Below are 18,640 nucleotides of genomic sequence, written 5' to 3' on the forward strand. Positions count from 1 at the left end.
TTTCGAGGACGGAGAGTGGTGGGAGGGTGTGGTTCAGGCGAGGCCGGAAAGGCTTTGGCTGAGTGTTCGCAGGCGCTGTCGCGCCATTGCGTTATAGGCCTGAGCAGAGGCGCGGGATGGGCGCAGTCCGTCGTAATAGAGGCCGGAGTGTCCCTCCAGGGCGGCACCGGCGGCCAGATTGAGGATGGCATCCGCCCCTTGCTCGACGGAGCTTATCGGTGAAACGCCTGCCTGGCGCACCATGGTCGTGTCCATATAGGTCGCGGGGTGCAGGCAGTTGGCGGTGATGCCGGAGCCGGCAAGCTCCTCGGCGAGATCGAAGGTGAACATGATCTGCGCCAGCTTGCTCTGGCAATAGGCGCGCACTCCGCTATAGCCGCGCGTCAGCATGACATCGGAGAAGTCGATCGCCTGCTGGCCAACAGAGGATACATTGACGATGCGGGCGGGAGCACTTGCCTTCAACAGAGGCAGGAGCCGGTGCGTCAGCAGGAAGCCCGCGAGATAATTCACCGCGAAGCGCAGCTCGTATCCGTCTTGGCTTACCTGGCGTCCGCCGCCGCCGCTGGTACCGATGCCCGCATTGTTGATCAGAACATCGAGGCGATCGATGTCGCGCTCGATGGCGTCGGCGAGGATGCGAACCTCTTCCAGCGAGGAAAGGTCGGCGAGATAATAGGCCGCTTTGCCGCGCTTATCCTGGATGCGGGAGACCAATTCTTCCGCGCGGGTCCCGTCGCGGCCGTGAACGATCACCGTCGCGCCTGCCGCTGCCAGTCGTTCCGCAACTCGGCGCCCGACCCCATCCGTCGAGCCTGTAATCAGGACCGTCTTGCCGCTCATATCCATAGCAACCGCCTTCTCGTTGTCTGCATGATGATATGTGGCAGCTTGCGGACGCGGCAAACAGTTCTGACTTTATCCTAGTATTGATCCTGCTATGATGGGGCATGACCATCAATCAGAGCCAGACCATCCTCGAAGCCAGGCGTCGCGAGCTCGGCGCCTTTCTGCGCTCGCGTCGGGAAAAGCTGACGCCCGCCGGCGTTGGACTTCCGGAAGGGTTCCGGCGGCGCACGCCGGGGCTCAGGCGCGAAGAAGTGGCGCTTTTGGCGGGTGTCGGCACCACCTGGTACACATGGCTGGAACAGGGCCGGGACGTCCGCCCTTCTGCAGAGGTTCTATCGGCGCTGGCCGATGCGCTGCGACTCGATCCGGTCGAGCGGCGGCATCTCTTCACCCTCAGCGATCGGCCGTCTGTTGATGTTCCGTCGCGCGGGCCTGAGGAGGTACCGGCCGCACTGGTGCGCATGCTTGCGAGCCTTGCCGGCCAACCGGCCTATGTTCTGGGCAGGCGTTGGGACGTGCTCGCCTGGAATGCGGCAGCCGTCGCGCTTTTCGGCGATTATGCCTTGTTGCAGGGGGATGCGCGCAACAGCGTCCATCGGGTGTTCACCGATCCTGCGCATCGGCAGCTCCTTGTCGATTGGGAGATCGTGGCGGCGAATTCGCTGGCGATGTTTCGCGCCGACAGTGCCCGTTATGCCGGCGATCCCGATTTCGAACGGCTGATCGCCACCTTGACGCAGGCAAGCCCCGAATTTCGTGCGTGGTGGCCGAGACAGGATGTGTTGCGGCCGCTGACAGGTCACAAGCGGCTGCGCCATCCGGAGGGCGGCTTGATGACATTCGAATATACTGCGCTTGCCGTCATGGACCGTGCCGACATGAAGCTGGTGGTTTATACACCGCTCGAAGAGGACGGGACGAGCGACAAGCTGAAACGACTGTTGGGCCGCGCCGGCGCAGCCTAAATCCAGCTTCCTCCGAACCCAACCATTTCTCTTAGCCTTCCAGATCGTTCTTCAGCTGATCGAGAATGGAGAGGGCATGGCCGGCATAAGCGCTGATCCAGCGATCATGGATTTGCTTGATCGGCAAGCTGTTCAGATGGTTCCAGCGCTCGCGTCCTTCTTTCCTGGCAATCACGAGGTCTGCATCCTCAAGCACTTTCAGGTGCTGCATCACGGTGCAGCGGTCCATATCCGTGAAAGCCTCACAGAGCATGCCTGTCGTGCGTGGCGCATCCTTGAGCATGTCCAGGATTTCGCGCCGGCGACGATGCGCAAGGGCCTTGAAAATGAGGTCGCTATCCGATTCGTTTGACATGTTATATTTTTATAACATAATAGGGTCATTCGCAATGGAGCGATAACGACAGACAAACAGTGGAGGAGATGCCATGACATTGAATGTTCGGATTTCAGGACGGATCGGCCGCAAGGTGGATGAAGTCTTCGATGCTGTCGTCAACCCGAAGAAGCTTTCGAGCTATTTCACTACCGTCGGCGGGGCCAGCGCGCCCCTGGTGGCGGGAACGACCGTCATCTGGTGGAAGAACGCCCCTGTCGAGGTCAATGAAGTGGAGGCCAACAAGCGCATCGTCCTGCACTGGGAAGGCGGCACCGGCGAGGACGGCGTCCGTTACAGAACCAAGGTGGAGATGACCTTCGACGCGCTTGACGATGGCGGCACGCTTGTCATCATCGAGGAATCGGGTTGGCGGGAGGATGAGGCCGGCCGCCGCGGCACCTATCTGAACTGCGAGGGCTGGACGCAGATGCTCTGCTGCATGAAGGCCTTCGTCGAATACGGTATCAATCTGCGCGAAGGGTTCTTCCTCAGCGAGATGCGCGGCGAACCGGCGGAAGCGCCCGATCGCTGAATTCCGGCAAATCCTTATCGACGGTCACCGCCGTCCCGATCCCTTTCCCGGCTATCAGTCAGTGGCCCGGTGCCGATTTTGGCGCCGGGCCTATCTGTTTCCGGATTCAGCTACTCGGAAGTACGGTTGATGGCATGCGATGGATGTCCATCTCACGTTGTAGTAGGCTTTGGATAATCGGAAGAAGGGCAGCGGCGGCGGCGAGGGCGCTCAGGACGGGATGGGAAGATCACTTTTGTGTGTGGATAAGCTCAAAAGCCGAGTGAATGACAAAATCCTTTAAATAATAACAGATTCATTGCAGCAGGGACGGGGCCTGCGCCAAAATTGCCTAAATTCAGAAGGATGGGAGCGCGCGTCACAACGGGCTTGTCGAAAGAAGTGTATACGGCAATTCGAAGACGCGTCGTCGATATTACTGAATATCCGAACAGTCGGAACCGGCGAAGATCATTAAAAACAGGTAGAGCATGTCGAGCCCAATCGATCTGGAAAATGCCGATGAGGAATTGGAAGAACGTGGCGGTATCGTCGGTCTGTTGAACCGCTACCGGGCGCTGATCGTCGCTCTCCTCACTGTGGCCGTCTTCTGCATCGCCGCCTATGCGATCTACGACCTGACGACCGAGGTGCGCTATGACGACGTCGTCCATGCCCTGACGACAACGAAGATCTCCTCGGTGCTGCTGGCGCTGCTGTTTACCGGTCTGAGCTTCGCCTCCCTGATCTTCTACGACCAGAATGCGCTCGAGTATATCGGCAAGCGGCTGCCGTTTCCGCATGTGGCGCTGACCTCCTTCAGCGCCTACGCGGTCGGCAACACGGCTGGTTTCGGCGCGCTCAGCGCCGGTGCGATCCGTTACCGTGCCTATACCCGGCTCGGGCTATCGCCGGACGACATTACCCGCGTCATTGCTTTCGTCACGCTCGCCTTCGGTCTTGGCCTGGCTGCCGTCGGTGCTATCGCGCTTCTGATCATCGCCGACGAGATCGGCCCGCTGATCAGCGTCGATGGCTTGTGGCTGCGGCTGATCGCCATCGCCATTCTCGCGGCGCTCGCCTTCGTGGTCTATGCCGGCCGCAACGGCCGCGAGGTGCGCATCGGGCCGGTCGAAGTTCGGCTGCCGGATTCGCGCACTTGGTCGCGGCAGTTTCTAGTCACCGCCTTCGATATCGCGGCCTCGGCCTCCGTGCTCTATGTGCTGCTGCCGGAAACCTCTATCGGGTGGCCCGGCTTCTTCGCCATCTATGCCATCGCTGTCGGCCTCGGCGTGCTCAGCCACGTTCCGGCCGGCTTCGGTGTGTTCGAGACGATCATCATCGCCTGGCTCGGCAGTTCCGTGAATGAAGACGCCGTTCTGAGTTCGCTGGTTCTTTATCGCGTCATTTACAACGTCATCCCGCTCGTTATCGCGATCGCCGCGATCTCGGTGGCGGAGCTGCGTCGTTTCGTCGATCATCCGGTGGCTTCCAGCATGCGCCGCATCGGCGCGCGCGTCATGCCGCAGCTCTTGTCGGCCTTCGCGTTGTTGCTCGGCATGATGCTGGTCTTCTCAAGCGTCACGCCGACGCCGGATCAGAACCTGATCGTGCTGTCCGACTATCTGCCGCTCTCGCTGGTCGAGAGCGCGCATTTCCTCTCCAGCCTTCTCGGGCTGACGATCATCGTGGCCGCGCGCGGTCTCAGCCAGCGCCTGGACGGCGCCTGGTGGGTGTCGAGCTTTTCGGCGCTGCTTGCTCTGTTCCTGTCGCTGCTGAAGGCCATCGCCATCGTCGAAGCGGGATTGCTGGCCTTCTTTGTCTTCAGCCTCGTCGTCAGCCGCCGCCTGTTCAAGCGGCCGGCCTCGCTGCTCAACCAGACGCTGACGGCCGGATGGCTGACGGCCATTGCCGTCATCTGCATCGGCGCGATCGTGGTGCTGTTCTTTGTCTATCGCGATGTCGGATACAGCAATCAGCTCTGGTGGCAATTCGAATTCGCGGACGAGGCGCCGCGCGGACTTCGCGCAGCCCTTGGTATTTCCATCCTGTCCTCGGCGATCGCGATCTTCAGCCTTCTGCGCCCGGCGACGAAGCGTCTGGAGCCCGTTACGGACGATGCGGTAACGCGTGCCGTCGAAATCGTCCGTAAGCAAGGCGTGGCCGATGCCAATCTGGTGCGCATGGGCGACAAGAACATCATGTTCTCGGAAAAGGGCGATGCCTTCATCATGTACGGCAAGCAGGGCCGTTCGTGGATCGCGTTGTTCGATCCGGTCGGCCCACGTCAGGCGTTGCCCGATCTGATCTGGCGTTTCGTGGAGGCCGCACGCGCGGCAGGTTGCCGCTCGGTGTTCTACCAGATCTCGCCCGCACTTCTGTCCTATTGCGCCGATGCGGGCCTGCGTGCCTACAAGCTCGGTGAATTGGCCGTGGTCAATCTTGCCAATTTCGAGCTCAAGGGCGGCAAATGGGCGAACCTCAGACAGACGGCGAGCCGCGCGGTTCGCGACGGACTAGAATTTGCCGTTATCGAACCTCAAGATATACCTGAAGTCATGGATCAGCTTGCCCATGTGTCCGACACATGGCTTGCCGATCACAATGCCAAGGAAAAGAGCTTCTCGCTTGGCGCGTTCGATCCGGACTACGTGTGCTCGCAGCCGATCGGCGTGTTGAAAAAGGATGGTAATATCGTCGCTTTTGCGAATATCCTGATGACGGAGACCAAGGAGGAGGGCTCCGTCGACCTGATGCGTTTTTCGCCCGATGCCCCGAAGGGTTCGATGGATTTTCTGTTCGTGCAGATCCTCGAATACCTCAAGGGCCAGGGCTTTCAGCGTTTCAACCTCGGCATGGCACCGCTATCGGGCATGTCGAGACGGGAATCGGCGCCGGTTTGGGATAGGGTCGGGGGGACTGTCTTCGAACATGGCGAGCGGTTTTATAATTTCAAAGGGCTTCGTGCCTTCAAATCCAAGTTCCATCCCGAATGGCAGCCGCGTTACCTGGCTGTTTCGGGAGGTGTAAGTCCAATAATCGCGTTGATGGATGCCACATTCCTCATCGGGGGCGGACTTAAGGGGGTCGTGAGGAAATGATCTTGAAATACGCAATGTCATTGGCTTTCGCATGCATGGTGTCGATGGGCCTGCTGGTGTCGGGTCCGGCACGCGCGGAAGCCGACGATGCCAAATACGATCTGGGCATGATCCCGGCTCCGCACATCATGCGCCCGCAGGGCAAGGTTTCGAACGAAGTCGTGCTGATTTCCGATCTCGCCGGCTGGGGCGACAAGGAAAAAGCGGTTGCCGACAAGCTGGTCGCCAACGGTTCGCTTGTGATCGGTATCGACTATCCGTCCTTCCTGGCTTCGCTCAACAAATACGATGTCAGCCAGAACGACGGCTGTATCTATATCGTCTCGGATTTGGAGTCGCTCAGCCAGCAGGTGCAGCGGTCCTTTGCCGACAGCACCTACCAGCTGCCTATCATCGCCGGTGTCGGCGCCGGTGGTGCCATGGCGCTGACGATTGCCGCGCAGACCCCCGATGCGACAGTTGCCGGTACGCTGGCCGTCGATCCGACCGCGGGCATCGCGCTGAAGCAGGAGCTTTGCACGCCGGCCGAGAAGAAAACCGATGGCGACATGGTGTCCTTCGGCCTGCAGGAAGGCGCCTTGCCGAACCCGATCCTCGTGACGTTCACGGCCAATGCGCCGAAGGACGGACGCGACCACGTCGAGGAGATCCAGAAGGACCATCCCGAAGTCCAAACCACGAATTCGGACAATGCAGACACCTATGCGACGCTTGAGGCATCGCTCGCCGATCTGATGAAGACGATCGACAGCTCCAAGTCGCCGCTTGGGCTGCCCGTCGACATCATGGAAACGACGCCGACCGAAGATACGCTTGCAATCGTCTATTCGGGCGATGGCGGCTGGCGCGACATCGACAAGGAAGTGGGCAGCTATCTGCAGGACCAGGGCATTCCTGTCGTAGGCGTCGATACGCTGCATTATTTCTGGACCGAGAAGGACCCGCAGCAGACTGCGAACGACCTCGGCCGGATCATCGATTTCTACACCAAGCGCTTCAAGGTCAAGCATGTGGTGCTGGTCGGCTATTCCTTTGGCGCCGATGTGCTGCCGGCGAGCTACAATCGCCTGCCACAGTCTGAAAAAGACAAGATCGTACAGATGTCGCTGCTGTCCCTGTCGCAGAAGGTCGACTACGTGATCTCGGTCATGGGCTGGCTTGGTGCTTCGAGCGAGGGTAAGGGCGGCAATCCCGTCAACGACCTCAAGTCGATCAATCCGAAAATGGTGCAATGCGTCTATGGTAAGGACGACGATGAAGATGTTGCCTGCCCGCTGCTGAAGGGCACCGGCGCGGAAGTCATCGCCATGGATGGCGGTCACCATTTCGACGACGACTATGAGGCGCTGGCGAACCACATCATCAATGGTCTGAAGAGCCGCCTCGGCGAATAATTGCAAGCGGCGCGCGGCATGTATCATTGCCGCGCGCCCTTTCTCATCTTTCCCCACCGTCTCCAGCCGACTTTCTCGAGCGTCCTGTGCAGCATTTATTTGCTTCTTTCCACGGCTGCCGTTAGTCGAGAAGGGCATATCATGAGCGCCGCGTTTGCCGCAGGTGCTCACCGTCTCATCCAGAAAGGTCCGCCCTTGTCCGCCGCAACGAATTCTGCCTTCACCAAGACCTTTTCCGGCTTCCTGTTCGACATGGACGGCACGATCATCAATTCGATTGCTGCCGCCGAGCGCGTCTGGGGCAACTGGGCTCGCGCTCAGGGTCTTGATGTCGAGAAGTTCATGCCGACAATGCATGGCAAGCGCGGTGTCGATACGATCGGCCAGTTGAACCTGCCTGGTGTCGATCCGGTCGCAGAAGCGCTGAAGATCACCGAAGCCGAGATTGCCGATGTCGAGGGCGTGATCGCACTGCCAGGCGCCGTCGATTTTCTTGCATCGCTGCCGCCGGAGCGCTGGGCAATCGTTACCTCGTCGCCCTATCGGCTGGCGCTGGCGCGGCTGGACGCGGCCGGGATCCCGGTTCCACGCTTCATGGTCACCGCCGAAGACGTGAAGGTCGGCAAGCCTGATCCGCAGGGCTATATTCTTGGCGCCCAGCGCCTTGGCCTCAGCCCTTCGGAATGCCTGGTGTTTGAAGACGTCTTGGCCGGTGTCAAGGCTGGCGAAGCGGCCGGTGCCGACGTGGTGGTCATCACGGCGACGCATTCGCATCCGATCGAAACCGATCACACGATGCTGCGAAATTACGAAAATGTCCGCGTGCATGTGGATGGCGACGGAAAATTGTCGATCATCCGCAAGGATTGAAAGAGCGGACTTCCTTCTGCGACGGCTGGATGTCGCTTTCGCGCTTTGCAACGGGCGGCCGGCTCATTATGTTTTCGTGATATCATAGATATTTGCGAAGATCCGATGAGCCTCAAAGAGCTGAAAGCCCAATATCGCAGCGAGCGCCTGGCGGCGCGAGACGCTATTCCAGCGGAAGATCGTATCGAAAAAGCCCTCGCGATGGCGACGCATGGTGGCCAGGCAATCGATGTCGGGCCGGGGGAGATCATCTCCGGTTTCCTGCCGATACGTTCCGAAGTGGATATAAGGCCGTTGATGGCGCGGTTGCGGGAGCGCGGCGCGCGGCTTTGCGTACCTGTCATTCTTGATCGCAACACCATCGTCTTTCGCGAGCTTGTTGCAGGCGCGCCCTTGGTTCCGGTCGGATTCGGAACTTTTGGACCGGGGCCTGAAGCGGCTGAGCTGGACCCCGATGTCATGCTGGTGCCGCTTTCCGCTTTCGACAGGACCGGTCATCGTATCGGCTACGGAGCGGGTCACTACGACCGCGCAATCGAGCGTTTGCATCAAAAAGGCCTGAATCCGCGGCTGATCGGCATTGCATTCGATTGCCAAGAAGTGCCATCAGTGCCGGCTGAGCCGCATGACGTCCGTCTTGACGCGATTTTGACCGAGAGCGGGCTCAATTTCGTTTCGGAAGTGATTGGATAGCGAATGCGGCTGCTTTTTCTGGGAGATATGGTCGGCAAGACGGGACGGACCGCGGTGTGGGAACGCCTGCCGGGCCTCGTATCCGACCTGAAGCTCGATTTCGTCATCGTCAATGGCGAAAACGCCGCCGGCGGCTTCGGTATCACCGAGGATATCTTCCTGGAAACGATCAATGCCGGCGCCGATGTCGTGACGACCGGCAACCATGTCTGGGACCAGAAGGAAGCTGTCGTTTTCTGCGAGCGCCACGACCAGTTCCTGCGCCCCGCCAACTATCCGGCCGGCACGCCCGGCCGCGGCTCCGGCCTCTATTATGCGCGCAACGGCGCTCGCGTTCTTGTCGCGAACATCATGGGTCGCGTCTTCATGCATCCGGAGCTGGACGATCCCTTCAAGTCGGCCGAGGCCATTCTCGATGCCTGTCCGCTGAAGGAACAGGCCGATGCCATCGTCTTCGATTTCCATGCGGAGGCGACGAGCGAAAAGCAGTGTTTCGGCCACTTCGTCGATGGCCGTGCGAGCTTCGTCGTCGGCACACATACGCATGTGCCGACTGCGGACGCGCAGATCCTGAACGGCGGCACCGCCTATATGTCGGATGCCGGCATGTGCGGCGATTACGATTCTTCCCTCGGCATGGAGAAGGAAGAGCCGCTCAATCGCTTCATCTCCAAGATGCCGAAGGGGCGTTTCGAAGCGGCTTCCGGGCCTGCCACCATCTGCGGCGTCGGTGTCGAGATCTCCGACACGACCGGGCTGGCCGAAAAGATCGCGCCGCTGCGGCTTGGACCGCGCCTCGCGGAAACCATTCCGGACTTCTGGCGCTGATTGCTGCACGGTAATTCAGCATCGCCATATGATGACGCGATTGTGAGCAATCCTGTCTGATTGCCGCTGGACCCGTTTCCGATCGTGCCGCATCCTTCGGCCATTATCTGGCTTGAGGGGATGGCATGTTACAGCGATTTCCTGTCTTTGCCGCGTTTTTCCTGGCGCTGATTTTTTACTGGAGCGCGGCTGACGCCCAGCAAAAGCCTTCTCGTCCGCAACCCAGCCAATGCCAGGCGATCGCGCAATCTCTTCCGAGAGCAACTTTCGCCAGCTTTTCTTCTCCCGGTCCGACGCTCGCCGATGATCCCGTTAATGGCGACGTGAAGATCACCTTCCTTGGCCATGCCACGCTCTTCATCGAAACGCCAGGCGGCGTTTCTATCGCCACGGATTATAGCGGCGCCTATCCGCCGCCTTATACGCCTGAGGTCGTGACGATGAACAAGGCGCATCCGAGCCACTACACGCTGACGCCGGACCCGGCGATCAAATATGTGCTGCACGGCTGGAGCGACACGCCGGGGGAGCCGGCAAAGATCCGCATGACCGTTGGCGATACATTGATCCGCAATGTCGTCACCGACATTCGCTCCTGGGGCGGCGACATCGAAGCCAATGGCAATTCGATCTTCATCTTCGAGGTGGCTGGTCTCTGTATCGGCCATCTCGGGCATCTGCATTTCGAACTCACCGACCAGCAATATGCGGAGATCGGTCGGCTCGACGTGGTGATGGTGCCGGTCGATGGCGGCCTGACCATGGGGCCGACAGCATGAGCCGCGTGGTGAAAAGGCTGCGTTCCTCGCTGATCCTGCCCATGCATCGCTGGGGTCCACCGGTTGATCAGTTTCTCGCCCTGTTCGGTCCCGACTTCGACGTCGCCTATGCTCCGACCCCGAGCGTCACGGTCTCGGTGAAGAGCTTGCCGCACAAGCCGCTGATCTATGTGCTCAAGGGGCTTTGACCATCGCGATCACTTTTGAGATCTTCTCGATCGCGACCGCTCTCCATCCCCATTATCCGGCTTTTCACTTGAATGAAGGCCGCTTCGCTCTTATAAGGCGGCCATTCCCAACAAAAGACGTGAACAGGGGTGCCATGGCTGGCCATTCACAGTTTAAAAACATCATGCACCGCAAGGGCCGTCAGGACGCGGTGCGCTCGAAAATGTTCTCGAAGCTGGCGCGCGAAATCACGGTCGCTGCCAAGACGGGTCTGCCCGATCCGGCCATGAACGCGAGCCTGCGTCTGGCGATCCAGAACGCCAAGGCGCAGTCGATGCCGAAGGACAACATCGATCGTGCCATCAAGAAGGCTTCCGGTGCCGACACCGAGAATTACGATGCGATCCGTTACGAGGGCTATGGTCCGGGCGGCACGGCGATCATCGTCGAAGCGCTGACTGACAACCGCAACCGCACGGCGTCCAACGTCCGCTCGATCTTCACCAAGGCCGGCGGTGCGCTGGGCGAAACCGGTTCGGTGTCTTTCTCCTTCGATCACGTCGGCGAAATCACCTACAAGCCTTCCGCCGGCGATGCCGACAAGGTCATGGAAGCGGCGATCGAGGCCGGTGCCGATGACGTCGAAAGCGACGAAGAAGGCCATGTGATCATCTGCGCCTTCGAATCCCTCGGCGAAGTTGCCAAGGCGCTCGAAGCGACACTCGGCGAAGCCGAAACCGTCAAGGCGATCTGGCGCGCGCAGAACAACGTGCCGGTCGACGAAGAAAAGGCCCAGTCGCTGATGAAGCTCATCGAAAACCTGGAAGACGATGATGACGTCCAGAACGTCTATTCGAATTTCGAAGTTTCGGACGAAGTTCTGGCCAAGCTCTCGGCCTGATCCTTTGTAGTTATTCAAGAAAGCCGGCTGCAGCGATGCGGCCGGCTTTTTGCGTTATGGGGCTGTCGCGCGAATAAAATCGTCGCGGAAGGTGGAGAGATCCGGTGCGGCGACATCGGAGACGGCCCAGAAGACCAGTCCATCCGCATGCCATTCGACGAAATTATAGCCCTCCTTCTCGGCATTGGTTTTGGCTCCCGCAGCACCCGGCCAGATGAAGAGATTGATGACATGGCCGTGCCGGCGATAGATCAGCGCCGGCACCACGCGACCATCGAGGTAATCCACCCGGCCGCCGACGAGAGGGAAGCCCTGTGTGGCGAGATCGACCACGGGCGGGGAGAAATCGATTTTGCCGTTGAACCATGGTTTGACCGTGTGCTGGTCCGAGGTCAGCACGTCGGTCAGGTGATCCGCGAGCATCGAGCGCACATGGCTTGCGAGAAGCTGATCTTCGATCGTCTGGCTCTGCTGCGGAAGGTTCAGTAACAGCATGAGGCTGGCGGCGAGAACGGCAAGCGAGGGCACGAAGCTCCATTCGCGAACCAATCGCCAAACGCGCTGCCATGGGCTCTCCGTTTGGCTCGGGGCTCCGGTTGCACGCCTCATCATGGATTGCTCCAGCGTGAGTGCCGCCTGCACGCGGGCATGGATGGTATCAGGCGCTTGCCATTTCACACCCTCGCGTGCGGAAAGACGCTTGACCATCAGGGCATTCTCCATCTCGCCGGCGCAGTCCCGGCAAGTCGCCAGATGCGCCTCGAAGCGGGCGGCATTGGCTGCGTCCAGTTCGCCGTCGATGAAGCCGTGCAGGAGATCGTTCCATTCGCCGTGATCATTGTGGTCTCCGCCGCTCATCGTGCCGCCTCCGGTCCTTCGAGGCTGCGCCAGACCTCGCCGAAATCGTGGCGGGCGCGGGCAAGGCGCGACATGACGGTGCCGATCGGTGCGTCGATGATCTCGGCGATTTCCTTGTAGGAGAGATCTTCGAGTTCGCGCAGAACCAGAACCTCGCGCATGGCATCAGGCAACCGGTTGATGACCTCGCGCACCCGCTGCGTTTCCGACTTGCGGATGAAGGCGGCCTCGGGCGTGTCCTCTTCGGAGGCAGGATCAGGAGAGGACAAGCCCTCATCCGAATCCCGTTCGTCCGTCATCGGCTGCTCATAGCGGCTCTTGCGCCGCCCCTCCTGCAGCCAGGCGTGATAGCAGTTGCGGACGATGGTGAAGGTCCAGGCGCGGGCATCGCCATCGCGAAAGCCGCCAAAGCCGCGATAGGCGCGCAGATATGCCTCCTGCACGATATCCTGCGCGGCATCGGCGTCGCGGCTCAGGAAACGCGCAAAGTTATAGGCGGCGTCGAGATGCGGGATGATCGTTTGCTGGAAACGGCGCATGCTCTCGTCAGGCGAGACGATCACACGTTTCAATGGCGCCGCGCTGGCAGTGGATTGAGCGACCGCCATCTGGACGGCGTGATTGCTGGGCTTCGCCTCGGCAATGAAACGACGCAGGCGAGCCAGAAATCGCGCAAACCTGCTGATCGCGGTGTTTTGCGGCGAGTGCCATGTCCATGGGTGGAGCTGGCCGCCGAGCGTTATCGAACTCACAAGTCGGGCGTCTGTCATCATGATCCCCGCAAAACGCCGATGCCGACTGTAAGCTTCGGATGAGGCGCTTGCAATGTTGCCTAAGAGGCTAGATCGCGCTTGCGCGGATTTTATTCCCGGTCGGATGAAAAAAGTCGAAGCCAAGGAATGCGGAATGTCCGCCGTCCCATCCGTCAATCTCCCATCGCTAAAATAATCGAATGGATTTCAATGGCTTGCAAGAAATCTTCGGTCGAGGGGGAATAAGCGCTCATCACCATCGATCTTCTTCCTCAGTGGACGGCCGCAATTGCTTGCGACCTCCGCCTGGCCCGAAAGCCATAACCCTGAGGAGATATTGCGATGTTTGATATGACCCGCCGCGCCGTGCTCGGCACGGCTGCAGCTGCGGCAGTCTTCGGGCTGTCGTCGAAGCTCGAATTCATACCGCAAGCCTTTGCCGCCACGCCGCTGGAGCCGACGGTCGGCTTCTACAAATACAAGGTCGGTTCGATCGAGGTCACGGCCATCTATGACGGCATCTGGCGCAAGCCGCACGATCCGGCCTTCATCAAGAACGCCTCCGTCGAAGACACCAAGGAAGCGCTTTCCAAGGCCGGTCTCACTACAGAGTTCATGCCCATTCCGCTGACCGTCGTCGTTCTCGATATCGGTGGCCGCAAGATCATGATGGATGCCGGCTCCGGTGTCGGACAGTGGCAAACCAATGCCACGCATCTGCCGGCCAACATGGCTGCCGCCGGCATCGACTACAAGAAGATCGATACGATCATGATCTCGCATTTCCATCCGGATCACGTCTGGGGCCTAATGGAAAAGGGAACGAATGCGGCCGTCTTCCCGAATGCCGAGCTGATCGTCAACGCGGCCGAATACAACTGGTGGACCGATCCCGGCCGTGTCGACAAGCTGGCGGAGGGCCGCAAGGAAGCCGGCCGGCGCATCGCCTCCTTCTTTCCGACATGGAAGAACTGGAAGCTGGTCGACGACAATGCCGAAGTGGTGCCGGGCGTGCATATGCTCGCCGCCTATGGTCACACACCCGGCCATTCGGTCTTCCTCATCGATGGCGGCAGCGAACAGCTGATGGTCTCAGCCGACATCATGTATGTGCCGGCGCTGCTTGCACCTCATCCGGAATGGGAAGGCGCCTACGACCAGGACGGCCCGATGGCCGTCGCCACCCGCCGCAGGCTGATCGACCGCGTCATTGCCGACAAGATCAGGATTTGCGGCTCGCACTTCCCATTCCCGGGCTCCGGCACCTTCGTCAAGGACGGCAATGCGTACGGCTTCACCCCCACCATCCAGGCCTGAGCGGCCAGAAAGAGGAGCAACTACCATGTTCAGACATGCCATTTTCGGGATCGCCGGCCTGTGTGCCGTTGCCATTCTTCCGGCCGCAACGGCAAGCGTTGCCTTTGCCGTCGATAATATGGAATCGACCGATGCACCGGACCTGACCTCCGTGCGTGCCAAGATCGACGCGAAGGACTATGCCGGCGCGCTTGCCGAGCTTCGCGATATCGCCGAAGAGCACCAGCAGGCTGATGTCTACAATCTGATGGGCTTCACCCTGCGCAAGACCGGCGACTTCAAGACGTCGCTCACCTACTACACCAAGGCTCTCGAATTACAGCCTGATCACAAGGGCGCGCACGAATATCTCGGCGAACTCTATGTCGAGACCGGCGACATGCCCAAGGCCCGCGAGCAGCTGGCAACGCTGACCAAGCTTTGCCCTAATGGATGCGAGGAGCTTGAGGATCTGACCAAGGCGATATCAGCCAAGGCCAGCAACTGAGGCCCGATCTCCATCGTTCCGGCGGCATTTCCCTTTGACCATGTCTTGGAGGTGCTGCCGGGGATGATCGGAGCTTCGGTGAACTTATCACGGGAAGGAGAAAGGTCATGGAATTCGAAGAGGAGGATGCCATTCTGGTCAACTTCGCCGATATGGCGCTGCTGTTCGGCCGCATCCTCTTATCGCTGCTCTTTCTGGAAGAGGGTATCGAACTTGCCAGCAATTTTGACGTTGCGTTGGAGGCTATGGCCAAGCTTGGCGTCACCGCTCCCGTCGCGATTGCAACCATCGTGCTGCAACTTAGCGCCGGCTTTGCCATTGCGTTCGGGTTGATGACCCGCCTGGCGGCATTCGGTTTGGGCCTGTTCTGCTTGTTGACGGCGCTGCTCTTTCACACGAACTTCGCCAGCCACAACGAATTGCTGCATTTCGAAAAGGATCTGGCGATCGCGGGCGGTATGTTTGCTCTGATCGTCGCCGGCGCCGGCAAGCTGTCGCTCGACATGCTCATCCGGCGTCATTGGAAGACGAGGCTGGTGGCCTGAGCATATCGAGCACCCGGTGAGCCGCGTATATGAGATCGGCTCACCGCGTAGTCTGCCTGAAAGTCAGGAGACCTTCTTAAAGCTGGGAAGCGATGCGAACAGCTCTACCGACTTCAAGCGCGCCTCGATGTCATGGATCGGCATCGAAATGATGACTTCATCGGCTTCCGTGTCCTTGATGAACTGTGAAAGCTTCGCCTCCGCTGTCGCCGGCGAACCGACGACGGCATAGCGCAGCGTATTTTCCACATTCAGTTTTTCCATCGGCGTCCAGAAATCGTCCATGTCGCTGCGTGGGTGCGGGAAGGGGCCACGCACGTTGCGGCGGAGATTGACGAATTGCTGCTGTGCGGAGGTGAAGTGATATTGCGCCTCGTCATCCGTATCCGCCACAGCACCCATCGCGCCGACCATGACATAGGGCTTGTCCAATGTGGCCGAAGGCGTGAAGCGCTCGCGATAGATGGCGATGGCGTCCATCAGGGCTTCCGGTGCAAAATGCGAGGCGAAGGCGTAGGGGAGACCGAGCATGGCGGCGAGATGGGCGCTGTAGAGGCTGGACCCGAGCAGCCAGATAGGGATGTTGGCGCCATGGCCGGGAACGGCGAGGATGATCTGGTTGTCGTCGGCTGGGCTGAAGAGATGCTGTAGTTCGACGATATCCTGAGGGAAGCTCTGCGCACCGGCCTCGATATTCCGCCGAAGGGCTTGCGCGGTGCGCATGTCGGTGCCCGGTGCGCGCCCAAGGCCGAGATCGACGCGACCGGGGAACAATGCTTCCAGCGTGCCGAACTGTTCGGCAATGACGAGCGGCGAATGGTTCGGCAGCATGACGCCGCCCGAACCGATGCGGATGCGCGAGGTTGCCGCGCCGACATGGCCGATGACGACCGATGTCGCGGCGCTGGCGACACCCGGCATGCCGTGATGCTCGGCTAGCCAGAATCGATTGTAACCAAGTTCTTCCGCCTTCTGCGCCATGCGCTTCGAACTCTCGAAGGACTGGCTGATGGTGCTGCCTTCGGCAACGGGCGAAAGATCGAGGATGGAAAAGGGGACCATGGCAAGAAACCTGCGTGGTGGAAGGGAGGGTTGCTAGCACATGTAGGAGCGCGACTTCCTCATTCCAAACCCTGACGCCGCAATTTCGTCACGATGTTTTCAGCGCGGCTCCGACAATCGCAATCTGTGCCTTGTTTTTGTTTTGTTCACATTTTGCTGGCACATGTCAGGCCCGAAAGATAGGTTTGACCCATGCAGAATACGATTCGCATCATCGGCATCGATCCGGGCTTGCGCCGCACCGGCTGGGGTATCATCGATACGCTTGGCAATTCCCTGCGCTTCGTGGCGTCGGGGACCGTGACCTCGGATGGCGATATGGATCTCGCATCCCGCCTTTGCCAGCTTCATGACGGGCTCGCTGATGTCGTTCACAGCTACAAGCCGGACGAGGCTGCCGTCGAACAGACTTTCGTCAACAAGGATGCGGTGGCGACGCTGAAGCTCGGCCAAGCGCGTGGCGTCGTCATGCTGGTGCCGGCACGCGCCGGCCTGCCGGTGTCGGAATATGCGCCAAATGCGGTCAAGAAGGCCGTCATCGGCGTCGGCCACGGTGAGAAGCAGCAGATCCACATGATGCTGAAGATCCTGATGCCCAAGGTCGAGTTCAAGGGTAATGACGCCGCGGATGCGCTCGCCATTGCTGTCTGTCATGCCCACAACCGCGGTGCCAGCCGGCTGCGGCAGGCGGCGTTGGCAGGATAGTTTGTTCTTGACTTGTTCCTATGGTAATGATAATTCTTACTCTGTAATTGGAGAGTAAGAATGCGTGTGACATCCAAAGGACAGGTGACCATCCCCCGCGACTTGCGTCAGTTGGCTGGCATAGAGCTCAATAGCGAGGTCATATTCTCCATCGAGGATGGAAAGCTGGTTGTCTCGCCCAAGAACGGCAAGCGAGAGATCGAGGATCGGCAGCGGCTCGATCGGTTCATGGCTACCCTCAAGCGCCTGGAAGGCACCGGTGATCAGGATATCGACGCCGAAGCGCTGATGTCGATGACGCGTGACCGGTAGGCATGGTCACCATCGTCGACACAAATGTGTTGGTTGACCTGGCGATATCTGGTTCAGCCTGGCACGGCTGGTCCAGTGGTCAGGTTCTTTCCGCTTTCAAGCGAGGACCGGTGGTTATCAACCCCATTATCTACGCGGAATTCTCTGTGCGTTATAGCAGCATGGATCAAGTGGATGAGCTGCTGCCGCAAAGCGAATTTCGCCGTGAAAGCCTTCCCTGGCCAGCAGCATTCGCCGCAGCGGCGGCTTTTAGGGTCTATCGTCAGGCTGGCGGTGGGAGAGAGCACATTCTTCCAGACTTTCTGATCGGAGCACACGCTGCAGTGCGGGGCTACTCTATATTGACGCGAGATCCCAAGGGCTACCGCTCCTACTTCCCCTCGCTCGACCTCATCACCCCAGAAACCCATCCCTGACGGACATTATCCATGATCGGCAAGCTGAAAGGCACAATCGAAGAGATCGGCGAGGACTATGTGCTCGTGGACGTGCACGGCGTCTGCTACGTCGCCTATTGCTCGGCCCGGACGCTGTCGAAGCTCGGTTCCATCGGCGAGGCCTGCATTCTCTTCATCGAGACCTATGTCCGTGAAGACCAGATCCGCCTTTTCGGCTTCATGACGGCGCTGGAACGCGAATGGTTCAACATCGTGCAGACGGTTCAAGGCGTCGGCGCGAAGGTGGCGCTGGCGCTGCTGTCGACGCTGACGCCGGCCGAGCTGGCCAATGCGATCGCCTTGCAGGATCGCGCCGCCGTTTCGCGAGCGCCGGGTGTCGGTCCGAAGGTTGCGATGCGTATCGTGACGGAACTGAAGAACAAGGCCCCCGCTTTTGCTGGCGATGCCGCCAATATCGGGCTCAAGCAAGAGCTTGGGGAGGGTGTTGCCGCAGCACCCGTTGCCGACGCGGTTTCGGCGCTCACCAATCTCGGCTATTCCCGCGATCAGGCCGCCAACGCCATTGCCGCGGCGATGAAAACGGCCGGTGAGGGCGCCGACAGCGCAAAGCTGATCCGGCTCGGCTTGAAGGAACTGTCGCGGTGAGGCTTTGCACCTTCCGCAATCCTGACTATTGTCGCAACGTCGGGAGATCGACATGTGGTGCTTTGTTGTCGAAGACTATTTTGAGTGCGGCAGAACGAATGCTGCCTTCGGCGCGGGACCT

The 18,640-nt window shown here is 59.9% G+C and carries 20 protein-coding genes and 1 pseudogene; 16 read left to right on the plus strand and 5 right to left on the minus strand.

What is annotated here, in order from left to right; all coding sequences use genetic code 11:
- Positions 1-33: 33 nt before the first annotated feature.
- Entirely contained in the window at positions 34-849 is an 816-nt protein-coding gene (locus tag FBZ99_RS06275) for an SDR family NAD(P)-dependent oxidoreductase (RefSeq protein ID WP_145631990.1), read from the minus strand.
- A 101-nt stretch (positions 850-950) separates the two neighbouring features.
- Here FBZ99_RS06275 and FBZ99_RS06280 point away from each other — a divergent pair, with 101 nt between their 5' ends.
- Positions 951-1,814, plus strand: coding sequence for a helix-turn-helix transcriptional regulator (locus FBZ99_RS06280; RefSeq protein WP_145631992.1), 864 nt, complete (start codon positions 951-953; stop codon positions 1,812-1,814).
- Between the two features lie 31 nt (positions 1,815-1,845).
- Here the strand turns inward: FBZ99_RS06280 and FBZ99_RS06285 are convergent, their stop codons facing one another.
- On the minus strand, positions 1,846-2,169 hold the full coding sequence (locus FBZ99_RS06285; RefSeq protein WP_069611849.1) for an ArsR/SmtB family transcription factor: 324 nt from the start codon (positions 2,167-2,169) through the stop codon (positions 1,846-1,848).
- 73 nt (positions 2,170-2,242) lie between these two features.
- Between FBZ99_RS06285 and FBZ99_RS06290 the strand changes: the two genes are divergently transcribed.
- The 8 genes and pseudogenes from FBZ99_RS06290 (at position 2,243) to FBZ99_RS06325 (ending at position 11,438) form a co-directional block, all read left to right on the plus strand.
- Positions 2,243-2,725: an SRPBCC domain-containing protein gene (locus FBZ99_RS06290; protein ID WP_069611848.1), complete on the plus strand. Its 483-nt coding sequence runs from the start codon at positions 2,243-2,245 to the stop codon at positions 2,723-2,725.
- A 470-nt stretch (positions 2,726-3,195) separates the two neighbouring features.
- Positions 3,196-5,805, plus strand: coding sequence for a bifunctional lysylphosphatidylglycerol flippase/synthetase MprF (mprF, locus tag FBZ99_RS06295; protein ID WP_145631994.1), 2,610 nt, complete (start codon positions 3,196-3,198; stop codon positions 5,803-5,805).
- Complete coding sequence (locus FBZ99_RS06300; protein ID WP_113330361.1) at positions 5,802-7,199, plus strand: virulence factor; 1,398 nt, start codon at positions 5,802-5,804, stop codon at positions 7,197-7,199. Before mprF ends, FBZ99_RS06300 begins: the two co-directional genes overlap by 4 nt.
- 141 nt (positions 7,200-7,340) lie before the next feature.
- Entirely contained in the window at positions 7,341-8,069 is a 729-nt protein-coding gene (locus tag FBZ99_RS06305; RefSeq protein WP_233788673.1) for an HAD family hydrolase, read from the plus strand.
- 105 nt (positions 8,070-8,174) lie between these two features.
- The gene (locus FBZ99_RS06310) at positions 8,175-8,762 is read left to right on the plus strand and encodes a 5-formyltetrahydrofolate cyclo-ligase (RefSeq protein ID WP_113355153.1); all 588 of its coding nucleotides are present in this window, start codon (positions 8,175-8,177) and stop codon (positions 8,760-8,762) included.
- 3 nt (positions 8,763-8,765) lie between these two features.
- Positions 8,766-9,590, plus strand: coding sequence for a TIGR00282 family metallophosphoesterase (locus tag FBZ99_RS06315; protein ID WP_113389149.1), 825 nt, complete (start codon positions 8,766-8,768; stop codon positions 9,588-9,590).
- Positions 9,591-9,715: 125 nt separating this feature from the next.
- Positions 9,716-10,557 (plus strand): annotated as a pseudogene (locus tag FBZ99_RS06320) (MBL fold metallo-hydrolase).
- Positions 10,558-10,691: 134 nt separating this feature from the next.
- Positions 10,692-11,438, plus strand: a complete 747-nt coding sequence (locus tag FBZ99_RS06325) for a YebC/PmpR family DNA-binding transcriptional regulator (RefSeq protein WP_069611841.1) — start codon at positions 10,692-10,694, stop codon at positions 11,436-11,438.
- Positions 11,439-11,492: 54 nt separating this feature from the next.
- Here FBZ99_RS06325 and FBZ99_RS06330 read toward each other — a convergent pair whose 3' ends face one another.
- Complete coding sequence (locus tag FBZ99_RS06330) at positions 11,493-12,296, minus strand: anti-sigma factor family protein (RefSeq protein ID WP_145631996.1); 804 nt, start codon at positions 12,294-12,296, stop codon at positions 11,493-11,495.
- Positions 12,293-13,069, minus strand: coding sequence for a sigma-70 family RNA polymerase sigma factor (locus FBZ99_RS06335; RefSeq protein ID WP_246661081.1), 777 nt, complete (start codon positions 13,067-13,069; stop codon positions 12,293-12,295). Before FBZ99_RS06335 ends, FBZ99_RS06330 begins: the two co-directional genes overlap by 4 nt.
- A 321-nt stretch (positions 13,070-13,390) precedes the next feature.
- Between FBZ99_RS06335 and FBZ99_RS06340 the strand changes: the two genes are divergently transcribed.
- From FBZ99_RS06340 to FBZ99_RS06350, 3 genes are all read left to right on the plus strand, one after another.
- A complete protein-coding gene (locus FBZ99_RS06340; protein WP_145631999.1) occupies positions 13,391-14,365 on the plus strand; it encodes an MBL fold metallo-hydrolase in 975 nt (324 codons plus the stop codon).
- 25 nt (positions 14,366-14,390) lie between these two features.
- A complete protein-coding gene (locus FBZ99_RS06345) occupies positions 14,391-14,852 on the plus strand; it encodes a tetratricopeptide repeat protein (RefSeq protein WP_145632001.1) in 462 nt (153 codons plus the stop codon).
- A gap of 107 nt (positions 14,853-14,959) precedes the next feature.
- Positions 14,960-15,397 (plus strand): DoxX family protein, encoded by a 438-nt coding sequence (locus FBZ99_RS06350; RefSeq protein ID WP_145632003.1) that lies wholly within the window; start codon positions 14,960-14,962, stop codon positions 15,395-15,397.
- A gap of 63 nt (positions 15,398-15,460) precedes the next feature.
- Here FBZ99_RS06350 and FBZ99_RS06355 read toward each other — a convergent pair whose 3' ends face one another.
- Positions 15,461-16,459: an LLM class flavin-dependent oxidoreductase gene (locus FBZ99_RS06355; RefSeq protein ID WP_145632005.1), complete on the minus strand. Its 999-nt coding sequence runs from the start codon at positions 16,457-16,459 to the stop codon at positions 15,461-15,463.
- A 192-nt stretch (positions 16,460-16,651) separates the two neighbouring features.
- Here FBZ99_RS06355 and ruvC point away from each other — a divergent pair, with 192 nt between their 5' ends.
- Genes ruvC through ruvA form a run of 4 tightly spaced genes read left to right on the plus strand, consistent with a single transcriptional unit; the run spans position 16,652 to position 18,519 of the window.
- The gene (gene ruvC, locus FBZ99_RS06360; RefSeq protein ID WP_015340996.1) at positions 16,652-17,164 is read left to right on the plus strand and encodes a crossover junction endodeoxyribonuclease RuvC; all 513 of its coding nucleotides are present in this window, start codon (positions 16,652-16,654) and stop codon (positions 17,162-17,164) included.
- Positions 17,165-17,224: 60 nt separating this feature from the next.
- The gene (locus tag FBZ99_RS06365; RefSeq protein WP_069611835.1) at positions 17,225-17,476 is read left to right on the plus strand and encodes an AbrB/MazE/SpoVT family DNA-binding domain-containing protein; all 252 of its coding nucleotides are present in this window, start codon (positions 17,225-17,227) and stop codon (positions 17,474-17,476) included.
- Between the two features lie 2 nt (positions 17,477-17,478).
- Positions 17,479-17,892, plus strand: a complete 414-nt coding sequence (locus FBZ99_RS06370; RefSeq protein ID WP_145632007.1) for a type II toxin-antitoxin system VapC family toxin — start codon at positions 17,479-17,481, stop codon at positions 17,890-17,892.
- A 12-nt stretch (positions 17,893-17,904) separates the two neighbouring features.
- Positions 17,905-18,519, plus strand: a complete 615-nt coding sequence (gene ruvA / locus FBZ99_RS06375; protein WP_113330350.1) for a Holliday junction branch migration protein RuvA — start codon at positions 17,905-17,907, stop codon at positions 18,517-18,519.
- Positions 18,520-18,640 lie beyond the last annotated feature (121 nt).

It is taken from the genome of Rhizobium sp. ERR 1071, assembly GCF_007828675.1.
Lineage (GTDB): Bacteria > Pseudomonadota > Alphaproteobacteria > Rhizobiales > Rhizobiaceae > Rhizobium > Rhizobium dioscoreae.